At 69.2% G+C, this 24,126-nt stretch carries 19 protein-coding genes; 7 read left to right on the top strand and 12 right to left on the bottom strand.

Features of this window, described 5'->3' with window-relative positions; genetic code table 11:
* Window positions 1-6: 6 nt before the first annotated feature.
* From VFX14_20640 to metH, 4 genes are read right to left on the bottom strand one after another with little or no spacing between them, the layout of a single operon-like run.
* A complete protein-coding gene (locus tag VFX14_20640; GenBank protein ID HEU5192105.1) occupies window positions 7-588 on the bottom strand; it encodes a TIGR00730 family Rossman fold protein in 582 nt (193 codons plus the stop codon).
* Window positions 585-1,523, bottom strand: coding sequence for a tRNA epoxyqueuosine(34) reductase QueG (gene queG / locus VFX14_20635; protein ID HEU5192104.1), 939 nt, complete (start codon window positions 1,521-1,523; stop codon window positions 585-587). The genes VFX14_20640 and queG overlap by 4 nt, the downstream gene beginning before the upstream one ends.
* Window positions 1,520-2,167, bottom strand: a complete 648-nt coding sequence (locus tag VFX14_20630; GenBank protein ID HEU5192103.1) for a methyltransferase domain-containing protein — start codon at window positions 2,165-2,167, stop codon at window positions 1,520-1,522. Before VFX14_20630 ends, queG begins: the two co-directional genes overlap by 4 nt.
* Window positions 2,167-5,640 carry a methionine synthase gene (gene metH / locus VFX14_20625; GenBank protein ID HEU5192102.1) on the bottom strand — a complete coding sequence of 1,158 codons (3,474 nt, stop codon included), beginning with the start codon at window positions 5,638-5,640 and terminating at the stop codon, window positions 2,167-2,169. The genes VFX14_20630 and metH overlap by 1 nt, the downstream gene beginning before the upstream one ends.
* Before the next feature lie 43 nt (window positions 5,641-5,683).
* Between metH and VFX14_20620 the strand changes: the two genes are divergently transcribed.
* Window positions 5,684-8,014 carry a xanthine dehydrogenase family protein molybdopterin-binding subunit gene (locus tag VFX14_20620; protein HEU5192101.1) on the top strand — a complete coding sequence of 777 codons (2,331 nt, stop codon included), beginning with the start codon at window positions 5,684-5,686 and terminating at the stop codon, window positions 8,012-8,014.
* A 4-nt stretch (window positions 8,015-8,018) separates the two neighbouring features.
* On the opposite strand, the gene VFX14_20615 is transcribed toward VFX14_20620, so the two are convergent.
* Genes VFX14_20615 through VFX14_20605 form a run of 3 tightly spaced genes read right to left on the bottom strand, consistent with a single transcriptional unit; the run spans window position 8,019 to window position 11,182 of the window.
* Window positions 8,019-8,864, bottom strand: a complete 846-nt coding sequence (locus VFX14_20615) for a carbohydrate ABC transporter permease (protein HEU5192100.1) — start codon at window positions 8,862-8,864, stop codon at window positions 8,019-8,021.
* Window positions 8,861-9,751, bottom strand: coding sequence for a sugar ABC transporter permease (locus VFX14_20610; protein HEU5192099.1), 891 nt, complete (start codon window positions 9,749-9,751; stop codon window positions 8,861-8,863). Before VFX14_20610 ends, VFX14_20615 begins: the two co-directional genes overlap by 4 nt.
* A 15-nt stretch (window positions 9,752-9,766) precedes the next feature.
* Window positions 9,767-11,182, bottom strand: coding sequence for a twin-arginine translocation signal domain-containing protein (locus VFX14_20605; GenBank protein HEU5192098.1), 1,416 nt, complete (start codon window positions 11,180-11,182; stop codon window positions 9,767-9,769).
* A 107-nt stretch (window positions 11,183-11,289) separates the two neighbouring features.
* Between VFX14_20605 and VFX14_20600 the strand changes: the two genes are divergently transcribed.
* The 3 genes from VFX14_20600 (at window position 11,290) to VFX14_20590 (ending at window position 16,202) form a co-directional block, all read left to right on the top strand.
* Window positions 11,290-13,059 (top strand): hydantoinase B/oxoprolinase family protein, encoded by a 1,770-nt coding sequence (locus VFX14_20600; GenBank protein HEU5192097.1) that lies wholly within the window; start codon window positions 11,290-11,292, stop codon window positions 13,057-13,059.
* A complete protein-coding gene (locus VFX14_20595) occupies window positions 13,059-15,095 on the top strand; it encodes a hydantoinase/oxoprolinase family protein (protein HEU5192096.1) in 2,037 nt (678 codons plus the stop codon). The genes VFX14_20600 and VFX14_20595 overlap by 1 nt, the downstream gene beginning before the upstream one ends.
* 66 nt (window positions 15,096-15,161) lie before the next feature.
* Complete coding sequence (locus VFX14_20590; protein ID HEU5192095.1) at window positions 15,162-16,202, top strand: cupin-like domain-containing protein; 1,041 nt, start codon at window positions 15,162-15,164, stop codon at window positions 16,200-16,202.
* Window positions 16,203-16,216: 14 nt separating this feature from the next.
* Here VFX14_20590 and ilvD read toward each other — a convergent pair whose 3' ends face one another.
* From ilvD to VFX14_20565, 5 genes are read right to left on the bottom strand one after another with little or no spacing between them, the layout of a single operon-like run.
* The gene (gene ilvD, locus VFX14_20585; protein HEU5192094.1) at window positions 16,217-17,917 is read right to left on the bottom strand and encodes a dihydroxy-acid dehydratase; all 1,701 of its coding nucleotides are present in this window, start codon (window positions 17,915-17,917) and stop codon (window positions 16,217-16,219) included.
* 46 nt (window positions 17,918-17,963) lie between these two features.
* Entirely contained in the window at window positions 17,964-18,611 is a 648-nt protein-coding gene (locus VFX14_20580) for a polysaccharide deacetylase family protein (GenBank protein HEU5192093.1), read from the bottom strand.
* Window positions 18,612-18,637: 26 nt separating this feature from the next.
* A complete protein-coding gene (locus tag VFX14_20575; GenBank protein ID HEU5192092.1) occupies window positions 18,638-19,786 on the bottom strand; it encodes a glycosyltransferase in 1,149 nt (382 codons plus the stop codon).
* The gene (locus tag VFX14_20570; protein ID HEU5192091.1) at window positions 19,783-20,229 is read right to left on the bottom strand and encodes a hypothetical protein; all 447 of its coding nucleotides are present in this window, start codon (window positions 20,227-20,229) and stop codon (window positions 19,783-19,785) included. Before VFX14_20570 ends, VFX14_20575 begins: the two co-directional genes overlap by 4 nt.
* Window positions 20,222-20,674: a MaoC/PaaZ C-terminal domain-containing protein gene (locus VFX14_20565; protein HEU5192090.1), complete on the bottom strand. Its 453-nt coding sequence runs from the start codon at window positions 20,672-20,674 to the stop codon at window positions 20,222-20,224. Before VFX14_20565 ends, VFX14_20570 begins: the two co-directional genes overlap by 8 nt.
* A 149-nt stretch (window positions 20,675-20,823) precedes the next feature.
* Between VFX14_20565 and VFX14_20560 the strand changes: the two genes are divergently transcribed.
* The 3 genes from VFX14_20560 to VFX14_20550 all read left to right on the top strand — a co-directional run bounded on the left by VFX14_20560 (window position 20,824) and on the right by VFX14_20550 (window position 24,116).
* Window positions 20,824-22,236 carry an extracellular solute-binding protein gene (locus VFX14_20560; GenBank protein HEU5192089.1) on the top strand — a complete coding sequence of 471 codons (1,413 nt, stop codon included), beginning with the start codon at window positions 20,824-20,826 and terminating at the stop codon, window positions 22,234-22,236.
* Between the two features lie 75 nt (window positions 22,237-22,311).
* A complete protein-coding gene (locus VFX14_20555) occupies window positions 22,312-23,253 on the top strand; it encodes a sugar ABC transporter permease (protein ID HEU5192088.1) in 942 nt (313 codons plus the stop codon).
* Between the two features lie 26 nt (window positions 23,254-23,279).
* A complete protein-coding gene (locus tag VFX14_20550; GenBank protein HEU5192087.1) occupies window positions 23,280-24,116 on the top strand; it encodes a carbohydrate ABC transporter permease in 837 nt (278 codons plus the stop codon).
* Window positions 24,117-24,126: the final 10 nt, after the last annotated feature.

The raw sequence follows: 24,126 nt of genomic DNA, 5'->3' as shown, positions 1-24,126 counted from the left end.
GCCCGTTCACCTCGCCGAGTCCCACTTGAGCCCGTAGTCGTGGGGCCGGTAGGCGTCGAGATAGCGGAGGAGGGCGTCCACATCGGGGGCGGGGTACCAGACGTCGAGGTACTCGGCCTTGATGAAGCCCAGATCGATGCCCCGCTGGATCTGGGTCCAGAGCGGCTCGTAGTAGCCGTCGAGGTCGAGCACCGCCACCGGCTTCCGGTGATAACCGAGCTGCTTGAGCGTCATCACCTCGAGGATCTCCTCGAAGGTGCCCATGCCGCCGGGAAGGGCCACGAAGGCGTCGCCCCGTGAGTCCATGATGGCCTTGCGGTCGCGCAGCCCCTCCGTCACCACCAGCTCGGTGAGCGTGGTCTCGCCCACGCCGAGGTCGAGCAGCGCCTTGGGGATGACGCCGGTCACCTCGCCGCCGTGGGCCAGCACCGTGCGCGCAAGCTCTCCCATGAGCCCGACGCTGCCGCCTCCGTAGACGAGGCGCCAGCGACGGCGGGCCAGCTTCTCGCCCAGCTCCCGGGCGGCGTCGAAGTACTTCGCGTCGACGTGATTGCTCGAGCCGCAGAAGACCGTGACCGCCGCGATCACGCCGGCTCTCCGGCCCGAGCCGCGTTGTCGAGCGCGATGGCCGCGTTGCGCCGCATGCCCGCCGCCTTCGGTCGCGTGATGGGCGTGCCGGCGAAGCGGCGCGCGAAGTCAGCGTCGTCCATCGCCGCGATCTCCGCCGCGGAGGGAAACGGCCCCGCGGGCAGGAAGGCCGGCTCCCGCGTCAGGGGCGCCTTGCGATTCCAGGGGCAGACGTCCTGGCACACGTCGCAGCCGAACTGCCAGCCGCCCATCCGGGCGGCCAGCGCCGGCTCCACCGGGCCGCGGTGCTCGATGGTGAGATAGGCGATGCAGCGCCGGGCGTCGAGCACGTACGGGGCCACGAAGGCGTCGGTCGGGCAGGCGTCGAGACAGGCGCGACAGCTGCCGCAGCGATCCGGCAGCGCCTCGCCGTGGGCGAGCGCGGCCGTGGTCAGCAAGACGCCGATGAAGAACCAGGAGCCGAGCGCGGGATTGATCAGCATCGTGTTCTTGCCCACCCAGCCGAGGCCCGCCCGCGCGGCGAGATCGCGCTCGAGAATGGGGCCCGTGTCCACGTAGCACTTCCCGCGGCCACCCGCGGCCTCCTCGATGAAGCGGGCGAGGGCGTCCAGCCGCGGCGTCATGACGTCGTGGTAGTCGCGACCCCAAGCGTACCGGGCCACCGGCGACCAGGAGGCATCGACGGACGCGCCCTGGTAGTAGTTGAGCGCGACGCACACGACCGAGCGGGCCTCGGGCAGCACGCGCGCGGGATCCAGCCGCTCGGGGAGCCGGCGCGCGAGATAGCCCATGGTGCCGGCGTGGCCCGCCTCCACCCAGCGCGCGAACGACTCACCGTGCTCGGGCGGCGCCGCCGGTCCGATGGCCACGAGGTCGAAGCCGAGCTCGAGGGCTCGGGCCTTCAACGCCCCGGTCAGCGCCGCGTCCACGATCATGGCCGGCGCGCCTTGGCGAGAAGATGGCTGCGGGTGAGCGTGCGGCCACCCTTCTCCAGGAACTCGACGTAGCGGAACCAGCGTCCGTCCGCCCGCCAGCGCTCCTCGAGGCCCACCGCCGCGGCCAGGGCCTCCTCCACCGAGGCGAAGCGGCGCACGTCCGCGTCCACCTCGAGCGCCTCGACGGCGAGGCCCGCCCGCTCCAGCGAGGCCCGCAGGCGCGTCTCGTCGTAGGCGAAGCGCGAGACCTTGCCGGTCTCCTTCCACTGATCCACGTGAAATGCCGCCATGGCGAGGAAGCCGCTAGGCGGCAGCGCGCGGGAGGCGCGCTCGATGATCGCGTCCGATGCGCAGAGATGCGCGGTGACCACGTCCGGCTTCCAGGGGTGATACTCGTCGGCTTCCACGTCGGCGACGTCGAACTCGACGTGGTCCAGGCCGGCCTGCGCCGCGCGCTCCCGCGCCTCCGCGATGAGCGACGGCTCGCGGTCGAGCCCCACCGCCCAGCGGCAGGCGGGCGCCAAGGCGAGCGTCACGCGCCCCGCCCCGCACCCGACGTCGAGCAGGCGCCGGCCACGGAGCTCGGCTTCCGAGAAGAAGGCGAGAAAGCGCGGGCTCAGGCCCGAAGCTGGCGCCTGCAGCATCAGTCGGCCGAGGGCGAGCCGTCGGCCTTGAAGTACTTCGCCTCTGGATGATGGAAGACGATGGCCGACACGGAGGCTTCCGGATCCATCATGAACGTCTCGGTGAGTCCAAGGCCGATGCGCTCAGGGCCGAGCAGATCGAAGATGATGCGCTGATCGCTGAGCTCGGGGCAGGCGGGGTAGCCGGGCGACACGCGCAGCCCGCGATAGCGCGCCTTGAAGCGGTCGGCCATCGTGGTGTCGGGCGGATCGGGGAAGCCCCACTGGGTGCGCAGCCGAGCATGGAGCATCTCCGCGAAGGCCTCCGCGCTCTCGATCGCGAGGGCCTGGAGCGCGTGCGAGCGGAGATACTGCCCCGCCTCCTTCCACTGCTCGGAGAGCCGCCGCACCCCCGCGCCGCAGGTCACGGCGAGCAGCGCCACGTAGTCGCGCTCCCCGCTGGCCGCGGGACGGACGTAGTCGGCCAGGCACAGGCGCTCGCCCGCGGGTTGACGGGGGAAGCGGAAGCGGGCCACCTCACGGCCGCCTTCGTGGAGCACGAGATCGTTGCCCTCCCCGCGGGCCTCGTAGAAGCGGTAGAGGCCGTCGGCCCGCAGCCAGGTCCGCGCGGCCGCCTCGCGCTGTAGGTCGGCGACCATGTCGCGCAGCTCCAGCGCCTTGGGATCGCCGTCTTCGAGCAGTCGCCCCACCGCGCCCTTGAGGCCGAGATGCTTGCCGAGCAGCATCTGGAGATTCACATACGGGTAGATGTGGCTGAGCGGCACGTCGCGCAGGACGTGGAGCTCGAGGTCGGGCGGGGCGGGCACCGGCACGGTGATGGAGACGGCGGAGCGCGCGGCGCTCGAGGCGGGCGCCGCCGGCGCCACCGCGCCCGCATCGCGGCCCGCGCGGAGGGTCTCCTGCTGCGCCGAGATCTCGGCCAGCAAGGTGTCACGGCTGGTGGCGCTGAACAGACGGTTGGCGAGGTCGAGCCCGTCCATCGCGTCCTTGGCATAGAGCGTGGCGCCGGGGTACTCGGGGGCGATCCGGGTCGCGGTGAACTTCCGCGTGAGCGCCGCGCCCCCCACGAAGAGGGGGATGTCGATGCCGGCGGCGCGGAGATCCTGCGCCGTCACCACCATCTGCTGCGCCGACTTCACGAGGAGGCCGGAGAGGCCGAAGGCGTCCGGCTTGTGGGCGTGATACGCGGCGATGAGGTCCTCGGGCGGGACCTTGATCCCGAGGTTGATCACGCGGTAGCCGTTGTTCTTCCAGATGATCTCGACGAGGTTCTTGCCGATGTCGTGCACGTCGCCCTTGACGGTGGCGAGCACGATGCTGCCCCGGGTGGCGCTCTCCGCCTTCTCCATGAACTGCTCGAGGTGGGCGACCGCCGTCTTCATGGCCTCGGCGGACTGCAGCACCTCGGCCACGATGAGCTGATTGTCGTTGAAGAGCCGACCGACCTCCTCCATGCCCTTCATCAGGGGCCCGTTGATGATGTCGAGCGGCGCGGCGCTCGCCCGCTTCTCCTCCAGATCGGCGATGAGGCCGTCACGCGAGCCCTCCACGATGTACCGGGCGAGGCGCTCGTCGAGGGGCAGCGTGCCGCCGCCCGCCCGCGCCTGCTTGGTCCGGCCCCGGAAGTGGGCGGCGAAGGCGGCGACCGGATCCTCGCCCCGCATCCAGATGAGGTCCTCGGCGAGCCGCCGCTCCTCTTCGGGGATCGAGGCGTAGCGCTCGAGCCGCTCGGTGTTGACGATGGCGTAGTCGAGCCCGGCTTTGGTGCAGTGGTAGAGGAACACCGCGTTCAGCACCTCACGGCCCGCGGGGGGCAGCCCGAACGAGACGTTGGAGATGCCGAGGATGGTCCGGGACTCGGGGAAGCGCTCCTTGATCGCGCGCAGCCCCTCGATGGTCTCCACCGCCGACCCGAGGTAGTTCGCGTCGCCGGTGCCCACCGGGAACACCAGCGGGTCGAAGATCAGGTCGCGCGCGGGCAGGCCGTACTTCCCCGTGAGGAGGTCGAACGACCGCTGGGCGATCTCGAGCTTGCGCTCGCGGGAGACCGCCATGCCCTGCTGCTTGTTCTCGTCGATGCAGCCGACGACCACCGCGGCGCCGTAGGCGCGGAGCAGCGGCACCACCTTCTCGAAGCGCTCCTCGCCGTCCTCGAGGTTGATCGAGTTGACGATTGCCTTGCCCTGGCAGAGACGAAGCGCCGCCTCGATGACGGCGGCATCGGTGGAGTCGATCATGAGCGGGGCCTTCACCTTGCGGGTGAGGCGGTCGAGGAAGCGCAGCATGTCGGCGTGCTCGTCGCGGTCGGGATTGGCCAGGCACACGTCCAGCACCTGGCCGCCGCCGCGCACCTGGGCGCGGCCCACCTCCGCGGCTTCCTCGAAGCGCTCCTCCACGACCAGATCCTTGAACTTGCGCGAGCCGATCACGTTGGTGCGCTCGCCCACCAGCAAGGGCCGGTTGTCGTCGGCGGGGTAGACGACCTCGATGCCGCTGACCGCGGGGGCGAGGCGCTCGGCGGGACGGCGCGGCGGATGGCCCTCCACCAGGCGCGCGAGCGCGCGCGTGTGCGCGGGGGTGGTGCCGCAGCAGCCGCCCACCATGTTGACCCAGCCCTCGTCGACGAAGCGCCGCATCTTCAGGGCCAGGCTCTCGGGCGTCTCCTCGTAGTGACCGCGCTCATCGGGCAGTCCGGCGTTCGGGTACACGGTCACCAGGCATGTGGCGAGCCCCGCCAGCGAGCGCAGGTGGTCGGTCATGAACTCGGGACCCGTGGCGCAGTTGAGCCCGATCGAGAAGAGGCCGAGGTGCTCCAGCGAGGCGTGGAAGGCATCCACGCCCTGCCCTGCGAGCATGGTCCCCATCGGCTCGATCGTCCCGCTGACCATCAGGGGCAGGCCAACGCCGGCCTCGGCCATCGCTTCGCGCACACCCATGGCGGCGGCCTTGACGTTCAGCGTGTCCTGGCTGGTCTCGAGGAGGAGGGCGTCCACGCCTCCCGCAATCAGGCCGCGCGCCTGGGCGCGATAGCCCTCGCGCACCTCATCGAACGTGACGCCGCCGGTGACCGTGATCGTGCGCGTGCCCGGCCCCATGGCGCCGATGACGAAGCGCGACCGCTCCAGCGTCGATCGGGTGTCCGCGGCCTCCCGGGCGATGCGCGCGGCGGCTCGACAGATCTCTTCGCACCGGTCCGAGAGTCCATATTCGGCCAGTACATAGGGGGCACAGCCGAACGAATTGGTCGAGATCAGATCGGCGCCGGCGTCGAGATAGGCCTCGTGGATCTCGCGGATGACGTCGGGGCGCGTGAGGGTCAGGTGCTCGTTGCAGCCCTCGAGCGCGGCGCCGCCGAAGTCGTCGGCCGAGAGATTACGCGCCTGGATCATCGTGCCCATGGCGCCGTCGAGCACGAGGATGCGCTCGCGGAACGCGGCCATGAAGCGCGCGCTGCGCTCCGGAATTCGTGACATGTCAGTATCTTAGCATCCGGCTGCGGTATACTCGCTCACCGCGATGCCGCCCGCCTTCGGTCACGCCGCCCTTCGCAAGGAAGATCAGCGCTTCATCACCGGACGGGGCCGCTACGTCGATGACATGAACCTTCCCGGATGTCTCCACGCGGCCTTCGTCCGGAGCCCCCACGCCCATGCCCGGGTGGAGCGCATCGACCTCGCCGCCGCGCGCGCCATGCCCGGCGTCGTCGCGGTGTACACGGCGGCGGATTTGCCCGAGTGCAAGGCGCCCATCCCCGCCGCCACCCCTTCCCCGGCGTCCTTCCGGAGCGCGCCCCAGTCGGTGTTCGGCGAGCCCATCGCCCGGCACCCCGGCGAGGTCGTCGCGGTGGTGCTGGCCGACACCGCGGTCCAGGCAGTGGACGCCGCGGAAGCGGTGATGGTCGAATGGATCCCGTTGCCGGCGGCGCCCGATCTCGCGAGCGCCTCCGCCCCCGGGGCGCCGCGCGTCTTCGAGGACTGGTCGGACAATCAGGCGGGCGCGTCCACCGCCCAGGTCGGCGAGCCGGGGCCCGCCCTCGACACCGCGGCGGTCGTGGTCGAGGCCGAGCTCGAGCTGGCACGGGTGGTCGGCGCGCCGATCGAGCCGCGCGGCATCCTCATCGTGCCGGAGGGGCCCGACGGGCGTTTCACGGTGTGGATTCCCAGCCAGGGGCCGTATGGCCTGCGTGCCGCGGTCGCGGCGGCGCTGGCGCTTCCCGAAGAGCGCGTGCGGATCATCTGCACCGATTCCGGCGGCGGCTTCGGCATCAAGGGGCACGCCTACGCCGAGGATCTGATCCTCGCCGCGACGGCGTGGCGGCTCGCCCGGCCCGTACGCTGGATGGAGACACGGCGCGAGCATTTCCTGTCGGGCTCGCCCGATCGCGGCCAGCGCCACCGCGCGCGGCTCGGCGTGGACCGCGAGGGGCGAATCGCGGCGATCGAGACGCGCTTCGCCCGCGACCACGGCGCCTACCTCCCCCTCGGCGAGGTGATCACGCGCAACACGATCAATCACCTGCCCGGCCCCTACCGCGTGCCGCACCTCGCCGCGTCGGGGCAGAACGTCGTCTCCCACTCGCTCTTCGGCGGCGCGTATCGCGGCTCGGGTCGTCCGGAGGCGGCCTTCGTGATGGAGCGCCTGCTCGACCGCGCCGCGCGCCGGCTCGGCCTCGATCCCGCGGAGATCCGCCGTCGCAACTTCGTGCCTCCGGACGCGATGCCCTATCGCACCGGTCTCATCTATCGCGACGGCACGCCCGTGTCCTACGATCCGGCCGACTACCCGGCGTCCTTCGAGCGCCTGCTCGAGGCCTTCGACTATGCCGGCTGGCGCAAGCGCCAGGCGGAGCGGCGGGCGGGCCCCTCGCGCCTCGGTATCGGGCTCGGCTGCTACGTGCAGGGCACGGGCGTGGGCCCCTACGAGGGTGCCGACGTGCGCGTGGACACCGCGGGCAACGTCCAGGTGACCATTGGCGTATCGTCGCAGGGGCAGGCGCACGAGACGACGATGGCGCAGATCGCCGCCGCCGAGCTGGGCGTGGACCTCGCGCGCGTCTCGGTGGTGGCGGGCGACACCGCGAGCCTGCCCTTCGGCAACGGGACGGGAGGCAGCCGCGTGGCCGCGAACGCCGGTCCCGCGGTGGCCAAGTCATCCCGCGAGGTGGCGGCCCGGGCGCGCCGCGTCGCCGCGGAGCTGCTGGAGTGCGCGCCGGCCGACATCGTGCTTGCGGGCGGGCGCGTGCACGTGACGGGCATGCCGGCGCGCAGCCTCGGCCTGGGCGAGGTGGCGCGCGCGGCGGCCCGGAGCAAGACGCTCGTGCGCGAGGGGCAGCCCGGGCTACAGGTCTGCGGCTACTTCGCGCCCGAGTCCGTCACGTTCGCCTTCGGCGCCCACGCCTGCGCGGTGGATGTCGACACGGACACCGGTGCGGTGCGCGTGCTCCGCTACCTCGCGCTCCACGACTGCGGGCGGGCCATCAATCCGCTGGTCGTGGAGGGCCAGCTCCAGGGCGCGGTCGCGCAGGGCATCGGGACCGCGCTCATGGAAGAGCTGGTGCACGACGAGTCGGGGCAGCTTCTCACCGGGAGCTTCATGGACTACGCGCTGCCCGCCGCCGCCGATCTCCCCGCGCTCGAGACCATGACGGTGGCCTTTCCATCGACCCGCAACGAGCTCGGGATCAAGGGCGTGGGGGAGAGCGGCATCATCGCGCCGCCCGCCGCCATCGCCAACGCGGTGGAGGATGCCCTCGCCGACCTCGGGGTGGAGATCACGCGAGTGCCGGTGACGCGCGCGCGGCTGTGGGAGGCCCTGGCGAAGGCGCGGGGATCGGGTCTCGCCGGCTAGGCGGCTAGGTGCCCTGCACCGCCCCCGACACGAGGCCGTGGGTGAGGTAGCGGCGGAAGATGTAGTAGAAGATCACGGGCGGGATCGAGTAGATCACCGACAGCGCCATCAGGAGATTCCACGGCGCGTCGTCCGACGTCAGGAAGTTCCCCATGCCCACTGGCAGGGTGATCATGCTCTCCCCCTGCAGCAGCAGCACCGCGTAGAGGTACTCGTTCCACGCGAAGAAGAAGGCATACGTGCCCACCGCGATCAGGGTCGGCGTGATGAGGGGCAGATAGATCCGGAAGAAGATGGAGAGCGACCCCGCGCCGTCGATGGCCGCCGACTCGTCGATCTCGGCGGGGATGGTCTTGGCGTAGTCCCAGAGCACCCAGAGGGCATAGGGCGCCGCGAACGTCGTCATGGCGAAGATCAGTGCCCAGTAGGTATCGAGGAGATCGTAGTCGCCCATGATCTTGAAGAAGGGAATGGACAGGAACGACGCCGGAATGATGTAGGTGAAGAGCGTCATCCCCGAGACGAGCCGTCCGAGCCCGAAACGGATCCGGCCCAGCGCGTAGCTTCCCATGGCCGCCACCGCGAGCACCGCCACCATCACCGCGCCGGAAACCAGGAGGCTGTTGGCGAGCCAGCGCCAGAAGTACTTCACGAACGGGCTCTCCTGGAAGAGCACGAACTTGAAGTTGTCCAGGGTGGGATGCTTGACGAAGTAGACGGGCCGGAAGAGGTCGCTCCAGGGGGTGATCGCCAGCGACACCATGTAATAGATGGGGAAGAGCGTCCACCCCGCCACGATGGCCAGCAGGACCCCTCGCACCACCGTGACCCCGAGCCGTTCCCGTATCACTTGATCTTCTTTATGAGGATGAAGATGAAGAGGAGGGTTACGGGGAGCGCGGTGGCGAAGACGCCCACGCCCCAGTCGATCTTGCCGAGGCGGAACGTGTACCGGTAGGCCAGGGTGGCCAGTACGTGGGTGGAGTCGCCCGGCGCTCCCCCCGTCATCAGCTGGACATTGGTGAAGTCGCCCAGGGTGAACACCATCGAAAGCAAGGAGCAGATGAGGTAGATGCCGGCGAGCAGCGGGAACGAGATGTGGCGGAAGGTCTGGAACACGCCCGCCCCGTCGATGGAGGCCGCCTCGTAGAGCTGCCGCGGGATGCCGCGGCGGGCGGCGAGGATGATCACGGTCCAGAACGGCAGGTACTTCCAGATGTGGAAGAGGATGAGGGCGCCGATCGCCGTCCAGCGCGAGGCGAGCCAGTGATGGGTGCCCAAGCCCAGGTCCTCGCTGATGAGATTCAGGATGCCCCACTGGGAGGACATCATCCACCGCACCGACAGGATGCCGGGGAGCACGGGGATCGCCCACGGGAGGAGGAAGATCGCGGACAGGAAACGGGTGGCACGCCCATCGGACTCGAGAAGCCCGGAGAGGAGCAGGGCGAGGAAGAGCTTCACGTTCACCGCCACCCCTACGTACACGAGGGTGTTGATCACCGTCTGCACGTAGATCGGGTCGTTGAACAGGACCTCGTAGGTGTACCGATCGAGCGCCTGGGTGACCTCGAAGTAGAGCGGATAGACCACGAAGGCGAGGAACAGCAGGATCAGGGGCAGCGAGAAGAGGAGCCCCTGGAGGTTGTGTGACCGCGGCGACAGGACACCGGCCGCCGCGGTCACGCCCCGCGAGAACATGCCCGGAGTCTTGGCGGACGCCAGGCCGTTAGCCACGGTGAATCGGGACTCCTACCGCCACTGGGCGACGATGGTCTTGACCCGGCCGATCGCCTCGTCGGCCGCTTTCTCCGGGGTCCACTTGTCGACGTTGGTGCGCGCCATAGCCTTGCCCCAGACGTTCTCCGCGTAGATCTGCGAGTTCGCCGGATTCTTGTAGTGCTCGAAGACCCGGGTGGGCCGCTCGAGATAGATCTTGGTCACGGTGGGCAGGTGCGGATCCACCGCGCCCCCCTTGCCCGCCTGGCCCTTGGAGAAGAAGGGGTCGGAGGCGACGTCCTTGAAGGCGGGGAACCAGCGGCCGTTGGCGCCCTTGATGTACTCGGTGAAGCGCTGGGGCTCCAGTACGAACTTGATGAACTCCTTGGCGAGCGGCACGTCCTTGTTGGTGGAGTCCTTGGGAATGATGATGGTCTTCACCGCCACCATGTAGGTGGGCTTCCGGCCGTCCGGCCCGTCCGGCCACTCGATCGTCGCCGACTTGTTGAAGTAGTTGTCGGGGTTGTTGAAGAAGTGATGCGCCGGGATCGAGACGGACGGGTTCGGCGTCATCACGATGGACTTGGAGTGGAAGTTGGCGTTGTTGTCCCCGTCCGACCAGTTCAGGGTGTCCGGCGGCACGTAGCCGGAGTTGAACATTTCGGCGAAGAACTTGAGCGTCTTCACGATGGCCTCGCGGTTCTTCGGGTCGTCGGCGACCACCTTGCCGTCCTCCGAGAACACCGTGCCCCCGAACGAGAGCAGCGCCATCTCGAAGTTGTAGATGGTGTCGGAGGCGCTGGAGGACTCGGTGACGCCGAGGCCGTACACCTTCCCGTACTTCGCGGGATCCTTCTTGCGGAGGTTGTCCTGCGCCTTCTTCCAGAAGTCCCAGTAGCCGTTCCAGTCCATGGGGATCTTGGCGGGGTCGTCGTTCAGCCCCGCCTCCTTCACGAGATCCTTCCAGTAGTGGATGTGCATGGTCTGGCACTCGATGGGGACGCCGTAGTACGCGCGCTTCTTGGCCACGTTGTCGTACACGTTGGCCACCGGCAGGAACTTCTCGATGTAGCGCGGCTTGAGCTCGTTGATGAGGTCGGTGGTCTCGACGAGCTTGCCTTCCCACGCGTACTTCGGGATGACCTCCCAGTCATTGTAGAAGCAGAAGGCCACGTCGGGGCAGCGGCGCGCCGTCATCGCGCTGATGATTTTCTTCAGGAGGTCTTCCTGGATGGTGAACGAGATGTCGAGGTCGACGTTCTTCGCCTTGCGGAAGTCCTCGGCGATCTTGAGCATCGCCTCGTCCTCTTCCTTGTAGTAACCCCGGTTCCACCACACCGTGAGCTTTTTCTGCTGGGCGCGCGACACCATGGGAAACGCGAGGGAGCCCGCGGCGGCGCCGGCGCCGACGGCCGAAGTCTTGAGGAACTCGCGGCGACTCTGGGACATGCTTCCTACCTCCTTTGGCAGGATTGAGAGGGCGCGCCGGGCGCGCGATCGAGGCCTCGGGCGGCGGCAGTATACCGCGGGCCTCTCGACGATGTAAATTAGCGGGCATGACACCCGACCGCATCACCGTCTCCGTCATCCAGCACCGGCTCGAGGCCATCGTCCAGGAGATGGGCGAGGCCATGCTCCGTACCGCCTATTCGCAGATCCTGAACTCGAGCCGCGACTTCTCCACCGCGGTCTTCGATGGCCTCGGCCGTCTCGCCGCCCAGGCCGAGCACGTGCCCATCCACGTGGGCGCGCTGCCGTGGGCGGTGCAGTCGGTGGCGGAGTACTTCGCGGGGCGCATCCGTCCCGGAGACCTCTTTCTCCTGAATGACCCGTACCACGGCAACAATCACCTTCCCGATCTCACCGTCTTGCTTCCCGTGTTCGCGGAGGGCCAGCTCGTCTTCTGGTCCATCAACCGCGCGCATCAGCACGACATCGGCGGGGCCACCCACGGCGGCTACAACCCGGGCGCCACCGAGATCTGGCACGAGGGCGTGCGCATTCCTCCGCTGAAGCTCTACGACGCGGGGACGCTGCGGGACGACGTGCTGGAGACGGTCGCCCTCAACGTGCGCCACCCGCGCGACTTCAAGGGCGACCTCAACGCCATGATCGGCTCCACGCGGATGGGCGAGCGGCGCATCCTGCGCCTGATCGAGGAGTATGGGCTTCCCACCGTGCTTGCCGCGGTCGGCGAGGTGCTGGACGGGGCGGAGCGTCAGGCCCGCGCCTGCATCCGCGAATGGAAGGACGGCGTGTTCAAGGGTGAGTCGGTGCTCGACGACGATGGCCACGGGATCGAGGACATCGCCCTCCGCGCCACCGTCACCAAGAAGGGCGACTCGCTGGTGGTCGATCTGAGCGACAGTCACGACCAGGTGATTGGCTTCGTGAACTCGTCCTACCCCAACACCATCTCCGCCGTGCACATGGCGCTCGCGTACCTCATCGACCCGCGCACGCCGAAGAACGAGGGCACGTTCCGGCCGGTGACGGTCAAGGCGCGACAGGGCTCCGTGGTGTGGCCGTACCCCCCCGCCCCGGTCACCCTGGCCACCAACCACTGCGCGCAGGAGATCGCGGAGGCCGTGATCAAGGCGCTGGCCAAGAGCTGCCCCGACCGCGTCCTCGCGGGCTGGTCGCGGCGCTTCCGCATCGCCATCTCCGGGGTGAACCCGCGGACGCGGCGGCCCTTCATCTGGCACCTCTTCCACGCGCGGGGCGGCGGTGGCGCCTGCGCGGTGGGCGATGGCTGGGAGACCGCGGGCGAGGGCCAGGCCGCGGGCGGGATCAAGTTCGGCAGCGTCGAGGTGGCCGAGACGCGCTTCCCGCTCTTCTTCGCGCGGCATGAGTTCCGGCCGGACTCGGCGGGCGATGGACAGCACCGCGGCGGCGTGGGCTCCCTCCTCACCCTGCGCGTCGAGACCAGTGCCGAGGGCCGCGCGAACACCGCCGGCGACGGGGTGCGGCACCCATCGTACGGGATCCTCGGCGGCAAGGACGGCCTGCCCCATCGCTATCGGGTGGTCGCGAAGGGCAAGACGCGCTTCCTCAAGACCAAGGAGGTCGGGGTGCCGGTGCTGCCGGGCGCCACGTTTGTCGTGGAGTCCGCGGGCGGGGGCGGCTATGGCGATCCTCGTCGTCGCGACACCGCCGCCCGCGCCCGCGACCGAGAGAACGGGCTCGTGACCTCCAAGAACGGGCGCGGCTACTCCAAGAACGGGCGCGCCAACTCCAAAGATGCGCAGCCTCCATACAGAGGTCGCCGCTCGCGGCGACCGTCGAGCAAATCAGCCGCGAAGAATCGACGTGGAGGGAAAGCCTGATGCTTCGCGTCGGCATCGACGTCGGAGGGACGTTCACCGATCTGGTCGCGGTGGACGAGTCGGGCCGTGTCACGCTGGCGAAGTCGGCGTCCACGCCAGCGGACCCATCCATTGGTGTGCTGGACGGCATCGGGCTGCTCGCCCAGGAGCTCTCGCTCGGCACGGCGGCCCTGTTGGCCCGCACCGAGGTGATCGTGCACGGGACCACGGTCGCGACCAACGCCCTCCTCGAGCGCAAGGGGGCCACGGTGGGCATGCTCACCACCGCCGGGCACCGCGACATCGTGGAGATGCGCGAGGGCCTGAAGGACGATCGCTACAACCTGCGGATGCCGCCGCCGGTGCCGCTCGTGCCCCGGGCGCGGCGGCTCGACGTGCGCGAGCGGATGCGCTTCGACGGCAAGGTCGAGACGCCGCTGGACCGCGGGTCGGCTACCGCCGCCATCCGTCGATTGGCAAGAGATGGCGTGCAGTCGGTGGCGGTATGCTACCTCCACGCGTACCGCGACGGCCGCCACGAGCGCGAGACACGCGCGCTGGTGGCGAGGCTCCTCCCCGACGCCTACGTGTCGCTCTCCTCCGAGGTTCTCCCGCAGATCAAGGAGTACGAGCGCTTCGGCACCACCGTGGTGAACGCCTATGTGGGCCCCGTGCTCGCCGGCTATCTCGGCCGGCTCGAGCGGCGGCTGGGCGACGCGGGCTATCGGGGCCGCGTCTTGATCATGCAGTCCCATGGCGGCGTGGCCACCATCGCGGACTCCGTGCGGCTCGCGGCGGGCGCGGTGCTCTCGGGCCCGGCCGGCGGCATCGCCGGGAGCGCTCACTGCGCGCGCGTGGTGGGCGAGGGCGATCTGATCACCTTCGACATGGGCGGGACCAGCACCGACATCGCGCTCCTCGAGCGCGGCGAGCCGCATCTGACCGGCGACAAGGCCGTCGGCGGCAACAAGGTGGCCCTGCCCAGCATCGACATCCACACCCTCGGCGCCGGCGGAGGCTCCATCGCGCGCGTCGACGCGGGCGGCATCCTCCACGTGGGGCCCGAGAGCGCGGGCGCCGTGCCCGGCCCCGCCTGCTACGGGGGTGGGGGCGTCGAGGCCACGGTGACCGACGCCAACGTCGTGCTGGGTCTCCTCGATCCCGCCAACTTCCTCGGCGGGCGTACCCGTCTCGACGCCGGCGCGGCCGAGAAGGCGGTCGCGCGCGTCGCGCGCGGGCTCGGCATGAGCCCGGTGGCGGCCGCGGAGGGGATCTGCCGCGTGGTCAACACCAACATGGCGGAGGGGATTCGCCTCGTGTCGGTGCGGCGGGGCGCGGATCCCCGGCGCTTCGCCCTCCTCGCCTTCGGCGGCGCGGCGGGCCTGCACATCACGCAGGTGGCGCGCATGCTCGAGATCAACCGGGTCTTCGTCCCGCGGGTCGCCTCCGTGCTCTCCGCCTGGGGCATGCTCGCCACCGACCTCCGCTACGAGATGGTGCGTACCCACGTGGGCGAGGCGCGCGAGATCGGGACGGTTCGCCTTCGGCGGCGTTTTTCGGAGATGGAGGCGGAGGGACGCAAGCGCCTGGGCGACTTCGCCGGTGAGATCTCCGTGCGCCGGTCGGTGGACATGCGCTACGGCGAGCAGACCTTCGAGATCGGCGTGCCCCTGGACGGCGTCGACATCGATGCGCCCGATCTCATGGAGCAGGTGGTAGCGCGCTTCCACGCCCGGCACGAGGCGCTCTACACCTACAGCGCGCCCGGCCAGGAGGTGGTGCTGGTGAACGCGCGCCTCGCCGTGATCGGGCGCCTGCCCGCCCTGCCTTCGGACGAGGCCCGGCCCCTCCGGCCGCCGGTGACCGCGCCCCGGCTGCGCCGTGCGTACCTCGGGCGCTGGATGGAGGTGCCGGTGCACGACATGGACGCGCTGGCGCCGGGCCAGGAGGTAAAGGGGCCGGCGCTCTTCGAGTCGGCCACCACCACGGTGGTGATTCGCCAGGACGAGCGCGCCGTCGTCAGCCCGGAGGGATGGCTGGACATCGCCATCGGCTAGCCGTCACAGGCGCGTGGTTTGACACTTCGCGAGGGCCGATGCTACGGTGGACGAGCAGAAGCCCCTATGCTTGATGAGAAACTTCCCGACTACGCCCGCCTCTCGGAACTGACTCCGGTTCCCGTCTTGAAGGACTGGTCCGGGCTGACGTCCGACGATTTCGCGGGGACCTATGCCGACCAGCCGGTGATCTTTCAGGGGCTGGCGACTCAGTGGCCCGCATTCCGGAAGTGGACGCCGGAGTTCCTCGTCCAGACCATCGGAGCGGGGACGAACGTCGAGGTGCGCCAGCCCATCGCGCTGGGGGGCACCCAGCAGCAATGGTCCGCGCGGGTGCCCATGGGCGTGTTTGCCTCGGAGGTCCAGTCAGTGCCGGGCCTCTACCTGGCCGAATGGTATCCGAATTCTCACCGACCCGAGCTCCTCGCCGACATCGGGCCGGTTCCCGACTTTCTGGACGAGGACTGGCTCGCCGCGCTCCCCGACCCGGACTTCAGCACGCGAGGTCACATGCCCATCTACTGGGGCGCGGCGGGCAGCGCCACCGATTGCCACTTCGACAACTCCAACACCGTGACCTGGAACGCCTGCCTCCGGGGCACGAAGCGCTGGCTGCTGTTCTCGGGCCGCGAGTTTCCCGAGCCGACCTGGCAGCGGAAGAACGCGGCCATGCGGCTCGTCCGCTCCGGGATCGCGACGGCGAGCAATCGCACGGACAAGTCGACCGGCTTCGTCACCGTGGACGGCATCGAGCGCTATCTCGCCGGCAAGCTGGGTGAGCTTCCCCACGGCATCAAGTTCTACTGGGCAGACGTGCCGGCCGGTGACGTGATCTACGTCCCCTGGCGCTTCTTCCACCAGGTGCACAACGTGACGGTGTCCATCGCAATGAGCCGCTACTACGTCGCGCGGGAGAACTACGAGGCCTACCTGGACTTCCTCCGCGGCGTCAGCCGTACCGGCGCGATGACGGCGCGCGTGCTCCTGGGGTCGAAGGGAATGCGGCGCGCGCTCCAGAGCAGCGTCACGCGGCGCGTCTGCTCCGGGCGGCTGGGCCGGGCCCTGACGTCGGGCGCTCTCCGGCTGACCGGCGTCAAGTCGTCGTAGCCCCCCCCGCGGCGCTAGCTGGTGACAGCACCCTCGGACGCGTTCCGGACGCTTTCCGCGTACTTGTGGAAGACGCCGCTCGTGTAGCCAGGTTTGGGCGCCTTCCACTTCGCCAGACGCTTCTTCATCTCCGCCGCGGAGATCTGCACGTCGAGGCGGCGCTTCTTCACGTCGATCGTGATGATGTCGCCGTTTCGGACCGCCGCGATGGGGCCGCGCTCAGCCGCCTCCGGCACGATGTGGGCGATCATGAAGCCGTGGGTGGCGCCCGAGAACCGTCCGTCGGTCATCAGCGCCACGGAGTCGCCGAGCCCCGCCCCCTGCAGCGCGCCCGTCACGTGGAGCATCTCGCGCATGCCCGGGCCGCCCTTGGGACCCTCGTAGCGGATGACGATCACGTCGTTCGGCTTGATCTTTCCCTCCTTCACGGCCTTGAACGAATCTTCTTCGCGCTCGAACACGCGCGCCGGCCCGCGGTGGAGGTACTTCGACTGGCCCGAGAGCTTGATCACGCAGCCCTCGGGGGCGACGTTGCCCCGCAGGATCGCGATGCCGCCGGTGGGCTTGATGGCCTCGGTCAGCTGCCGGATGACCTTCTGGCCGGCCGGCTCGGACGCGTGCTTCACCTCGTCGCCAATGGTCTTGCCGGTGACGGTCTTCTCGCCCGCGTGCAGGAGGCCCGCCTCGAGCAGGCGTTTGCCCACCACCGGCATTCCGCCCGCCTCGTACATCTCGGGCGCGGTGAAGTGTCCCCACGGCTTGAGGTCGGCGAGCACCGGGGTCTTCTTCGCGATGCGGTCGAAATCGTCGATCCCGAGCTTGACGCCGAAATCCCGCGCGGTGGCGATGAGGTGCAGCACCGCATTGGTCGAGCCGCCGGTGGCCATCACGCCCGCGATGGCGTTCTCGAAGCTCTTCCGGCTGACGAGCGAGCGGGGGGTGACGCCCTTCCGCACCAGGTCCATGACGAGCTTCCCGCACTCGAAGGCGATCTCCTCCTTACGCGGATCGACCGCAGGAATTCCATTCCAGCCCATGGGGGAGACGCCGAGCATCTCGTAGGCGGTGGCCATGGTGTTCGCCGTGAACTGACCGCCGCATGCGCCCGCGCCGGGGCAGGCGTGATCCTCCACGTCGCGGAAGGCCTCGAGGCTGATCTTGCCCGCGTTATAGGCCCCGACCGCCTCGAACACGTCCTGGATGGTGAGGTTGCGCCCGCCGAAGCTCGTGTCCTGCCCGGCGCCCGTGCAGCGCCCGAACATGATGGAGCCGCAGTACAGCATGAGCCCGGGCAAGTCGAGCCGGCCCACCACCATCGCCATCGCCGGGATGGTCTTGTCGCAGCCCGAGATCGTCACGATGCCGTCGAACATGTGGCCGCGGGCCACCAGCTCCACGGAGTCGGCCACGATCTCCCGACTGATCAGGGAGGCCTTCATCCCCTCGGTGCCCATGGTGATGCCGTCGGTGATGGCGACGGTGTTCACCTCGATGGGGGTGCCGCCGGCCGCACGAATGCCCTGCATGACCTTCTCGGCGAGCTTCCGGTGATTCCAGTTGCACGGCATGGTGCCGATCCAGGAGTGGGCCACGCCGATCTGCGGCCGCCCGAGGTCCTCGTCGGTGAAGCCCACGGCCTTCATCATCGCGCGCGCGGCCGCGCGGTCGGTGCCTTCGAGGAGGGTCCGGCTCTTGTGTCGCGGGTCGACAGCCATCACATGACTCCTTTGTCGGGGATGCTCGGTGGGCGTCGCCGCGATATTACAGCAGATCGCGGAGCGGCACCAACGCGAGCCCCTGCGCGCGCAGGGCACCGACGATGCCGGGCAGCGCGCCGGCCAGACGTGCGCCGGCGCCGGGAACGCCATCGGCGTCGTGGAGGTCGAGGATGGCGCCGGGCGCGGCCCGCCGGGCGCAGCGGGCGATCTGCCGAGCGGGCTCGACGGCCCGGCGCCGCTCCGGCTGCACGCTCCAGAACACGCACGGGGTGGTCAGGCGGCGAAGTAGCGGGAACAGGGCGAGATTGGTCATGCCCCAGGGCGCGCGGAAGTAGCGTGGCGGCTGCCCCGCGGCCTGCGCGATCGCGTCGTGCCCGTCCAGCACCGCGCGGCGCGTGGCGCGCGGCCCGCAGAGCCAGAGGCTCCGATGGCTCCACGTGTGATTGCCGAGATCGTGGCCCTCGGCAATGATCCGCCTGACGACCGCCGGGGAGGCGGCGGCGCGCCGGCCGATGAGAAAGAAGGCGCCCCGCACGCCGTGCTCGGCGAGCGCGTCGAGCACCCTCGGCGTGGTCTCGGGGTCGGGCCCGTCGTCGAAGGTGAGCGTCGCGAGCGGGCGGTGGCGGGAGCCGCGCCATACGCTCCCAAGGGTGAGGAGATGGGAGCCCCAGGCATAGCCCGCCCACGCCAGCGGCGCGGTGGCGAGCCAGACCGGATTCAGGAGGCGCGCTCCTTCGCCAGCGTGGCGGTGGACAGCACCATGTCGACGATGGTCCGGGAGGCCTGCGGCCGGCGATAGAGGCGGACGCGGTCGCGGATGTTCTTCAGCAGCACTGGGTCGCGGAGCGCGGCGACGATAACGCGGTGGAGCTGGGCGTTGGAGCGCGCGACCAGGGCCACTCCCGCCATGGTGGCGAAGCGCTCGTTCCGTGCCTCCTGCCCCGGCAGCGAGCCGAAGGAGATGACGGGCAGGTCGGCGGCGAGCGCCTCGCCGAGGGTGAGCCCGCCTGCCTTGGTCACGAGAAAGTCGGCGGCGGCCATGAGCTGGCGGATATTGTCGACGAAGCCGAAGACCTTCACGCGCGATTCCCGAGCCGTCGCCAGCTGGCGCAACCGCGCCTCGAGCCGCTCCTCACGACCGGTCACCACGAGCGCCTGCAGCGGCTCCTCCATCTCGAGGATCTTCCGCGTGGCGTCCTCCAGCCGGCCGAATCCCCCGCCCGATCCGTCCATGAAGAGCAGCACGGGCAGGCGCGGCGACAGTCCGAGGGCCAGGCGGGCGGCGGCGCGGTCGGCGGGCAGCGAGAACTCGGTGCCGACGGGAATGCCGGTGACGACCACCCGCTCCCTCGGCACGCCGCGGGCGAGGAGATCGTGGGCGATTTCCTCGGCGGGGACGCAGTAGCGGTCCACGCTGGGGTAGATCCACTGGGTGTGCGCGACGAAGTCCGTGAAGATGGTCGTGTGCGGCGGGATGACGACGCCGCGGGCCCGCAGCTCGGACAGGGCGGCCACCGGGGTCGGGTGCACGGACACGACGTGGTCGGGCCGCTCGGCCAGGATGAGTCGGCGGAGCTTCCGCATGCCGAGGCGGTTCAGTCCCACGAGCAGCGGCGACGACACGCTGAGCTGATCGCCCAGCCAGTACGCGGCTCCCCAGACGAGCGGGGTGCGGCGAAGCATCGCGTAGTAGAGCGAGCGGCTGGCGTCGTCGAAGACGGGATGCACGAGCTCGCGGAAGTGATCGACCACCCGCGCCGTCGCGCCCGCCGCCTCGAACTCCGTCGCGAGGGTCTGGGCCACGCGATTGTGCCCCGAGCCGTAGGACGCGGTGAGGATGAGGACGTGCTTGGGGCGCCCCGTCATGCCGCGCCTCGCTTCGCCACCAGGAGGGTGAGCCGCCCCGATTGCACGACCTCGCCGCGCTGATTCAGGATGTCGCGCTCTTCGAAGATGACGCCGCCTTCCTTCATGGACCGCTTGGCCGCCGTGCGCGAGCGGCTGCGGATGGTGTCGCCCACGTGGAGCGGCAGGTGAAAGCTCCACTCGAACCCCATGAAGGCGAGCACGGCGAGGGGTGGCTGGGGCACGCGCCAGCCGAGTCCTGAAGAGATGCAGAGGGGAAGGAGATCGGGCACGCGACCGGGTCTCGCGCCCGGCTGGCCGCCGGTGAGGCCCTCGTAGAGCGCCACGTGGGCCTCGGTGAGGGTGAGCCCGGGCGTCTCGAGCGGCGCGCCCACCACCACGTCCTCGAAGTAGCAGCGCCGCTCGACCCGCGGCGCTGCGCTCGAGGCCGGTGGACTAGCCACGGCGCCGCTCGACGAGGTGCTGCGTCTCCCCTTCCTGCACCAGCTCGCCGCGTTGATTCAGCACGCGCCGCTCGATGGTCACGACCCCCCAGCCCGGGCGGTCCCCGTCGCGCTTGCCGGTGACCTTGGCCTCCACGTGAATGGTGTCGCCGATCTTGATGGGCCCTCTGAACTTCCACGCAAGGCCAGCGACGGGCTGCTCGACCAGCTCGGGGGCGATGCGCGAGGCCAGCCCCTGCTGGATGGCGAGGCCGAGGAGACCGTGAGCGATCCGCTCCCCGAACTGAGACGACTTCATGTGCTCGGCGTCGGTATGGAGGATGTTGTAGTCGCCCGACAGGCCGGCGAAGACGACGATGTCCGTCTCGCTCACGGTGCGGCCGGGCGAGATGAACTCTTCGCCCACCTTGATGTCGTCGAAGGTCGCGCGGATCGGCACGGTCACGGCGGCATAGGATAGCACGCTCGGCAGGCACGACGGGCGGGACCTCGCCCGGTGCCGGCGACCCCCCATGGTATTCTTTTAACCGGCGTTCGAATTGCTCGCTGTCCCGCTGGACGGGGCAGATCCAGTAGACCAATGGAGGTGCCAAGATGTCCACTCGCCGGCAATTCCTGCTGAGAAGCGGCGCCCTCGTCGCGGCCGGGGCGGCCGCGTCCGTCACGCCGGCCATCCTCGTCCGCTCCGCCCGCGCCGCCGACAAGACCCTCAAGATCCTGCAGTGGAGCCACTTCGTGCCCGCCTACGACAAGTGGTTCGATCCGTGGGCGAAGGCGTGGGGCCAGTCCAAGGGGATCGAGGTCACGGTGGACCACGTCTCGTTCGCCGACGTGGTGCCGCGCGCCACCGCGGAGGTCGCGGCCCAGTCGGGCCACGACGTGCACATGTTCCTGGGCCTCGCGAGCGCGTTCGAGGAGCACGTGGTCGACCTCGCGGACGTCGCGCGGACCCTCGAGAAGAAGTACGGGACGCCGGTCGACCTCGCCCACCGGAGCACCTACAACCCGTTCACCAAGAAGCAGTTCGCGCTGTCCGACATGTGGGTGCCGGATCCCGGCAACTTCCACAAGAAGGTCTGGAGCGACATCGGGATGCCGAACGGCCCGGTGACCTACGAGGATCTGGTCAAGGCGGCGCCCGAGGTGAAGAAGGTCGCGCCGCAGATGCAGATTCCCATCGGTATCGGACTCTCCCAGGACATCGATTCGAACATGGCGGTGCGCAACATCCTCTGGTGCCACGGCGGCTCCATCCAGGACAAGGACGGCAATGTCGTCCTCAACTCCCCGGAGACGCTCGCCGCCCTCGAGTACACCAAGCGGCTCTACGCGGTGGGGATGAACCAGGCGGTGCTCTCGTGGAACGCGGCGTCGAACAACCAGGCGTTCAACGCCCAGGAGACGTCGTACATCCTCAACTCGATCTCCGCCTACCGCACCGCCCAGGACAACAAGCTGCCGGTGATCGAGCACTATTACTTCACGCCCGCCCTCAAGGGGCCCAAGGGCGTGCAGCTCGCCTCGGAGCACGTCATGAGCGGCTACGTCGTCTGGAAGTTCTCGAAGAACCAGGAAGCGGCCAAGGAGTTCTTGGTGGCCCTCGTTGACGCCTCCCGCGAGTCCATGCTCGCGAGCAAGCTCTACAACTTCCCCTCGTTCTACGGGGCCGCCGCGGAGCCCGGCACCGCGATGAACAAGAAGGCGGAGAGCGGCGCGGCGTGGATCACCAAGCAGTGCAACGCCGATCCGTTCGGCTCGGTGCCCGGCGACAAGCTCTCACTGCTCGCCAAGGCCCTGCCCTGGTCGACCAATCTCGGGCACCCCGGCTTCGCCAATCCCGCCGAGGGTGAGATCTTCGACACCTACGTGATCACGGACATGTTCGCCAAGGCCGCCACCGGTGCCCTGTCGCCGAAGGATTCCATGATGGAGGCCAGCAACCGCGTCAAGGAGATCTTCGGCAAGTGGCGCAAGAAGGGCATGGTCGGCGGCGGCAAGGACGCCTAGCCTCCTCCGGCCCGCGTTTCGAGCCGGCAGCGGGAGCCCCTGCCCCGCTGCCGGTTTCGGTTTGAGAGGGACTCCATGAGCGCCGTACCCGCTGCGCCCGCGGTCGCCGCCCGCCCGCTCGCGCCCCGCGATACCCTCCGCCGTCGCGAGCGTGCGCTCGGGATGCTGATGCTGGCCCCCGCGCTGCTCTATATCCTCCTGCTCGTGGGGGTGCCCTTCGTGCTCGCGCTGGTGCTGAGCGTGACCAACTCCTCCGCGGGCAGCCTGGACGTGTCGTTCGTGGGTCTGCAGAACTTCCGGGCGGTGGTGAAGAGCCCGGTCTTCCTCCGCGCCCTCCGGAATACCTTCGTCTTCACCTTCGTGTCGCAGCTCCTCGTCATCGTAATGGGGAACATCCTCGCGCGCGCCCTCATGAAGAAGTTCCTGGGCAAGTCCTTCGTGCGCTTCCTCATCCTCTTGCCCTGGGCGGCGCCCATCTCGCTGGCCACGCTGGGGTGGCTCTGGATCTTCGACTCAACGTTCAGCGTGATCAACTGGCTGCTCAAGGTGGTGGGCTACTTCGGGCCGGGTCAGTGGTACTTCTGGCTCGGCGACACGACCCTCGGCATGATCGCGATCATCACCATCCACGTGTGGCGGATGCTGCCCTTCTCCACCGTCATCCTGCTCGCCGGGCTCAGCTCGATCCCGTCCGAGGTGCACGAGGCGGCCGACATCGACGGCGCCGGCCCCCTCGCCAAGGCCCTTCAGATCACCCTGCCCATGATGCTGCCGATCCTGAGCGTGGCCGTGCTCTTCGGGGTGGTATTCACGTTCACCGACATGAGCGTGGTGTACCTGCTCACGCGCGGCGGTCCCTACAACAGCACCCACGTGCTCGCGAGCTTGGCCTTCCAGGACGGGGTGCTCGGGGGCGACGTGGGACGGGGCGCCGCCATCGCGCTCTTCCTCTTGCCCGTGCTGGTGGTCCTGGCAGTGTTCATGCTGCGCGTCTCGCGGCGCGCCGAGGTGGTCTAGCCGTGGCCCGCGTCCGACCCCGCCGCGTGGCGCTGGCCGTCGGCCACCGCGCCATCATCCTGTTCTTCACGCTCTTCGCGATCTTCCCCTTCTACTGGATGGTGGTCACGAGCTTCAAGCAGAACAGCGATCTCTACGTGGGAGCGAGCAATATCCAGCACAATCCCTTCATCTTCAATCAGCCGCCGACCCTCGACCATCTCCGCACGCTATTCGGCCAAACCCTCTATCCCACGTGGCTTTTCAACACGCTCTTCGTGGGAGTCGTGGTGGTCGCCATCACGTTGCTCCTCGCCGTGCCCGCCGCCTACAGCCTGGCTCGCCTCACCGGGCGCTGGGGCGAGCGGCTCAGTATCGGCATCTTCCTGACCTACCTCGTGCCCTCCACCCTGCTCTTCATCCCGTTCTCCCGGCTGGTGTCGCTGATCGGGCTCCAGAACAGCATCTGGTCCCTGGTCGTGATCTACCCGACGTTCACGGTGCCGTTCTGTACCTGGCTCCTCATGGGCTTCTTCAAGACCCTGCCCAAGGAGGTGGAGGAGTCGGCGATGGTCGACGGCTGTAGCCGCGTGGGGGCGATCTGGCGCATGGTTCTTCCCCTGGCCGTGCCCGGCATCCTTACCGTGGTGATCTTCGCCATGACCCTGGTTATCCAGGAGTTCGTCTACAGCCTGACGTTCATCTCGTCGGTGCAGAAGATGACGGTGAGCGTGGGGATTCCGGTGGCCCTGGTGCGGGGCGACGTCTACTACTGGGGCTCGCTCATGGCCGCCTGCCTCATCACGAGCGTGCCGCTGGCCATCCTCTACAATTTCTTCCTCGACCGCTTCATCGCCGGTTTCACCGTGGGCGCCATCAAGTAGTAGAATCGGC

This window comes from Candidatus Methylomirabilota bacterium (genome assembly GCA_035764725.1).
Lineage (GTDB): Bacteria > Methylomirabilota > Methylomirabilia > Rokubacteriales > CSP1-6 > DASRWT01.
This window is presented reverse-complemented; position numbering and strand designations above follow the sequence as displayed.

Bases quoted from the DNA above. Each gene is read 5' to 3' on its own strand.
- queG (HEU5192104.1), bottom strand. From the start codon at position 1,523: ATGATCGTGGACGCGGCGCTGACCGGGGCGTTGAAGGCCCGAGCCCTC.
- VFX14_20630 (HEU5192103.1), bottom strand. From the start codon at position 2,167: ATGCTGCAGGCGCCAGCTTCGGGCCTGAGCCCGCGCTTTCTCGCCTTC.
- metH (HEU5192102.1), bottom strand. From the start codon at position 5,640: ATGTCACGAATTCCGGAGCGCAGCGCGCGCTTCATGGCCGCGTTCCGC.
- VFX14_20620 (HEU5192101.1), top strand. From the start codon at position 5,684: ATGCCGCCCGCCTTCGGTCACGCCGCCCTTCGCAAGGAAGATCAGCGC.
- VFX14_20605 (HEU5192098.1), bottom strand. From the start codon at position 11,182: ATGTCCCAGAGTCGCCGCGAGTTCCTCAAGACTTCGGCCGTCGGCGCC.
- VFX14_20600 (HEU5192097.1), top strand. From the start codon at position 11,290: ATGACACCCGACCGCATCACCGTCTCCGTCATCCAGCACCGGCTCGAG.
- VFX14_20595 (HEU5192096.1), top strand. From the start codon at position 13,059: ATGCTTCGCGTCGGCATCGACGTCGGAGGGACGTTCACCGATCTGGTC.
- VFX14_20590 (HEU5192095.1), top strand. From the start codon at position 15,162: ATGCTTGATGAGAAACTTCCCGACTACGCCCGCCTCTCGGAACTGACT.
- ilvD (HEU5192094.1), bottom strand. From the start codon at position 17,917: ATGGCTGTCGACCCGCGACACAAGAGCCGGACCCTCCTCGAAGGCACC.
- VFX14_20575 (HEU5192092.1), bottom strand. From the start codon at position 19,786: ATGACGGGGCGCCCCAAGCACGTCCTCATCCTCACCGCGTCCTACGGC.
- VFX14_20560 (HEU5192089.1), top strand. From the start codon at position 20,824: ATGTCCACTCGCCGGCAATTCCTGCTGAGAAGCGGCGCCCTCGTCGCG.
- VFX14_20555 (HEU5192088.1), top strand. From the start codon at position 22,312: ATGAGCGCCGTACCCGCTGCGCCCGCGGTCGCCGCCCGCCCGCTCGCG.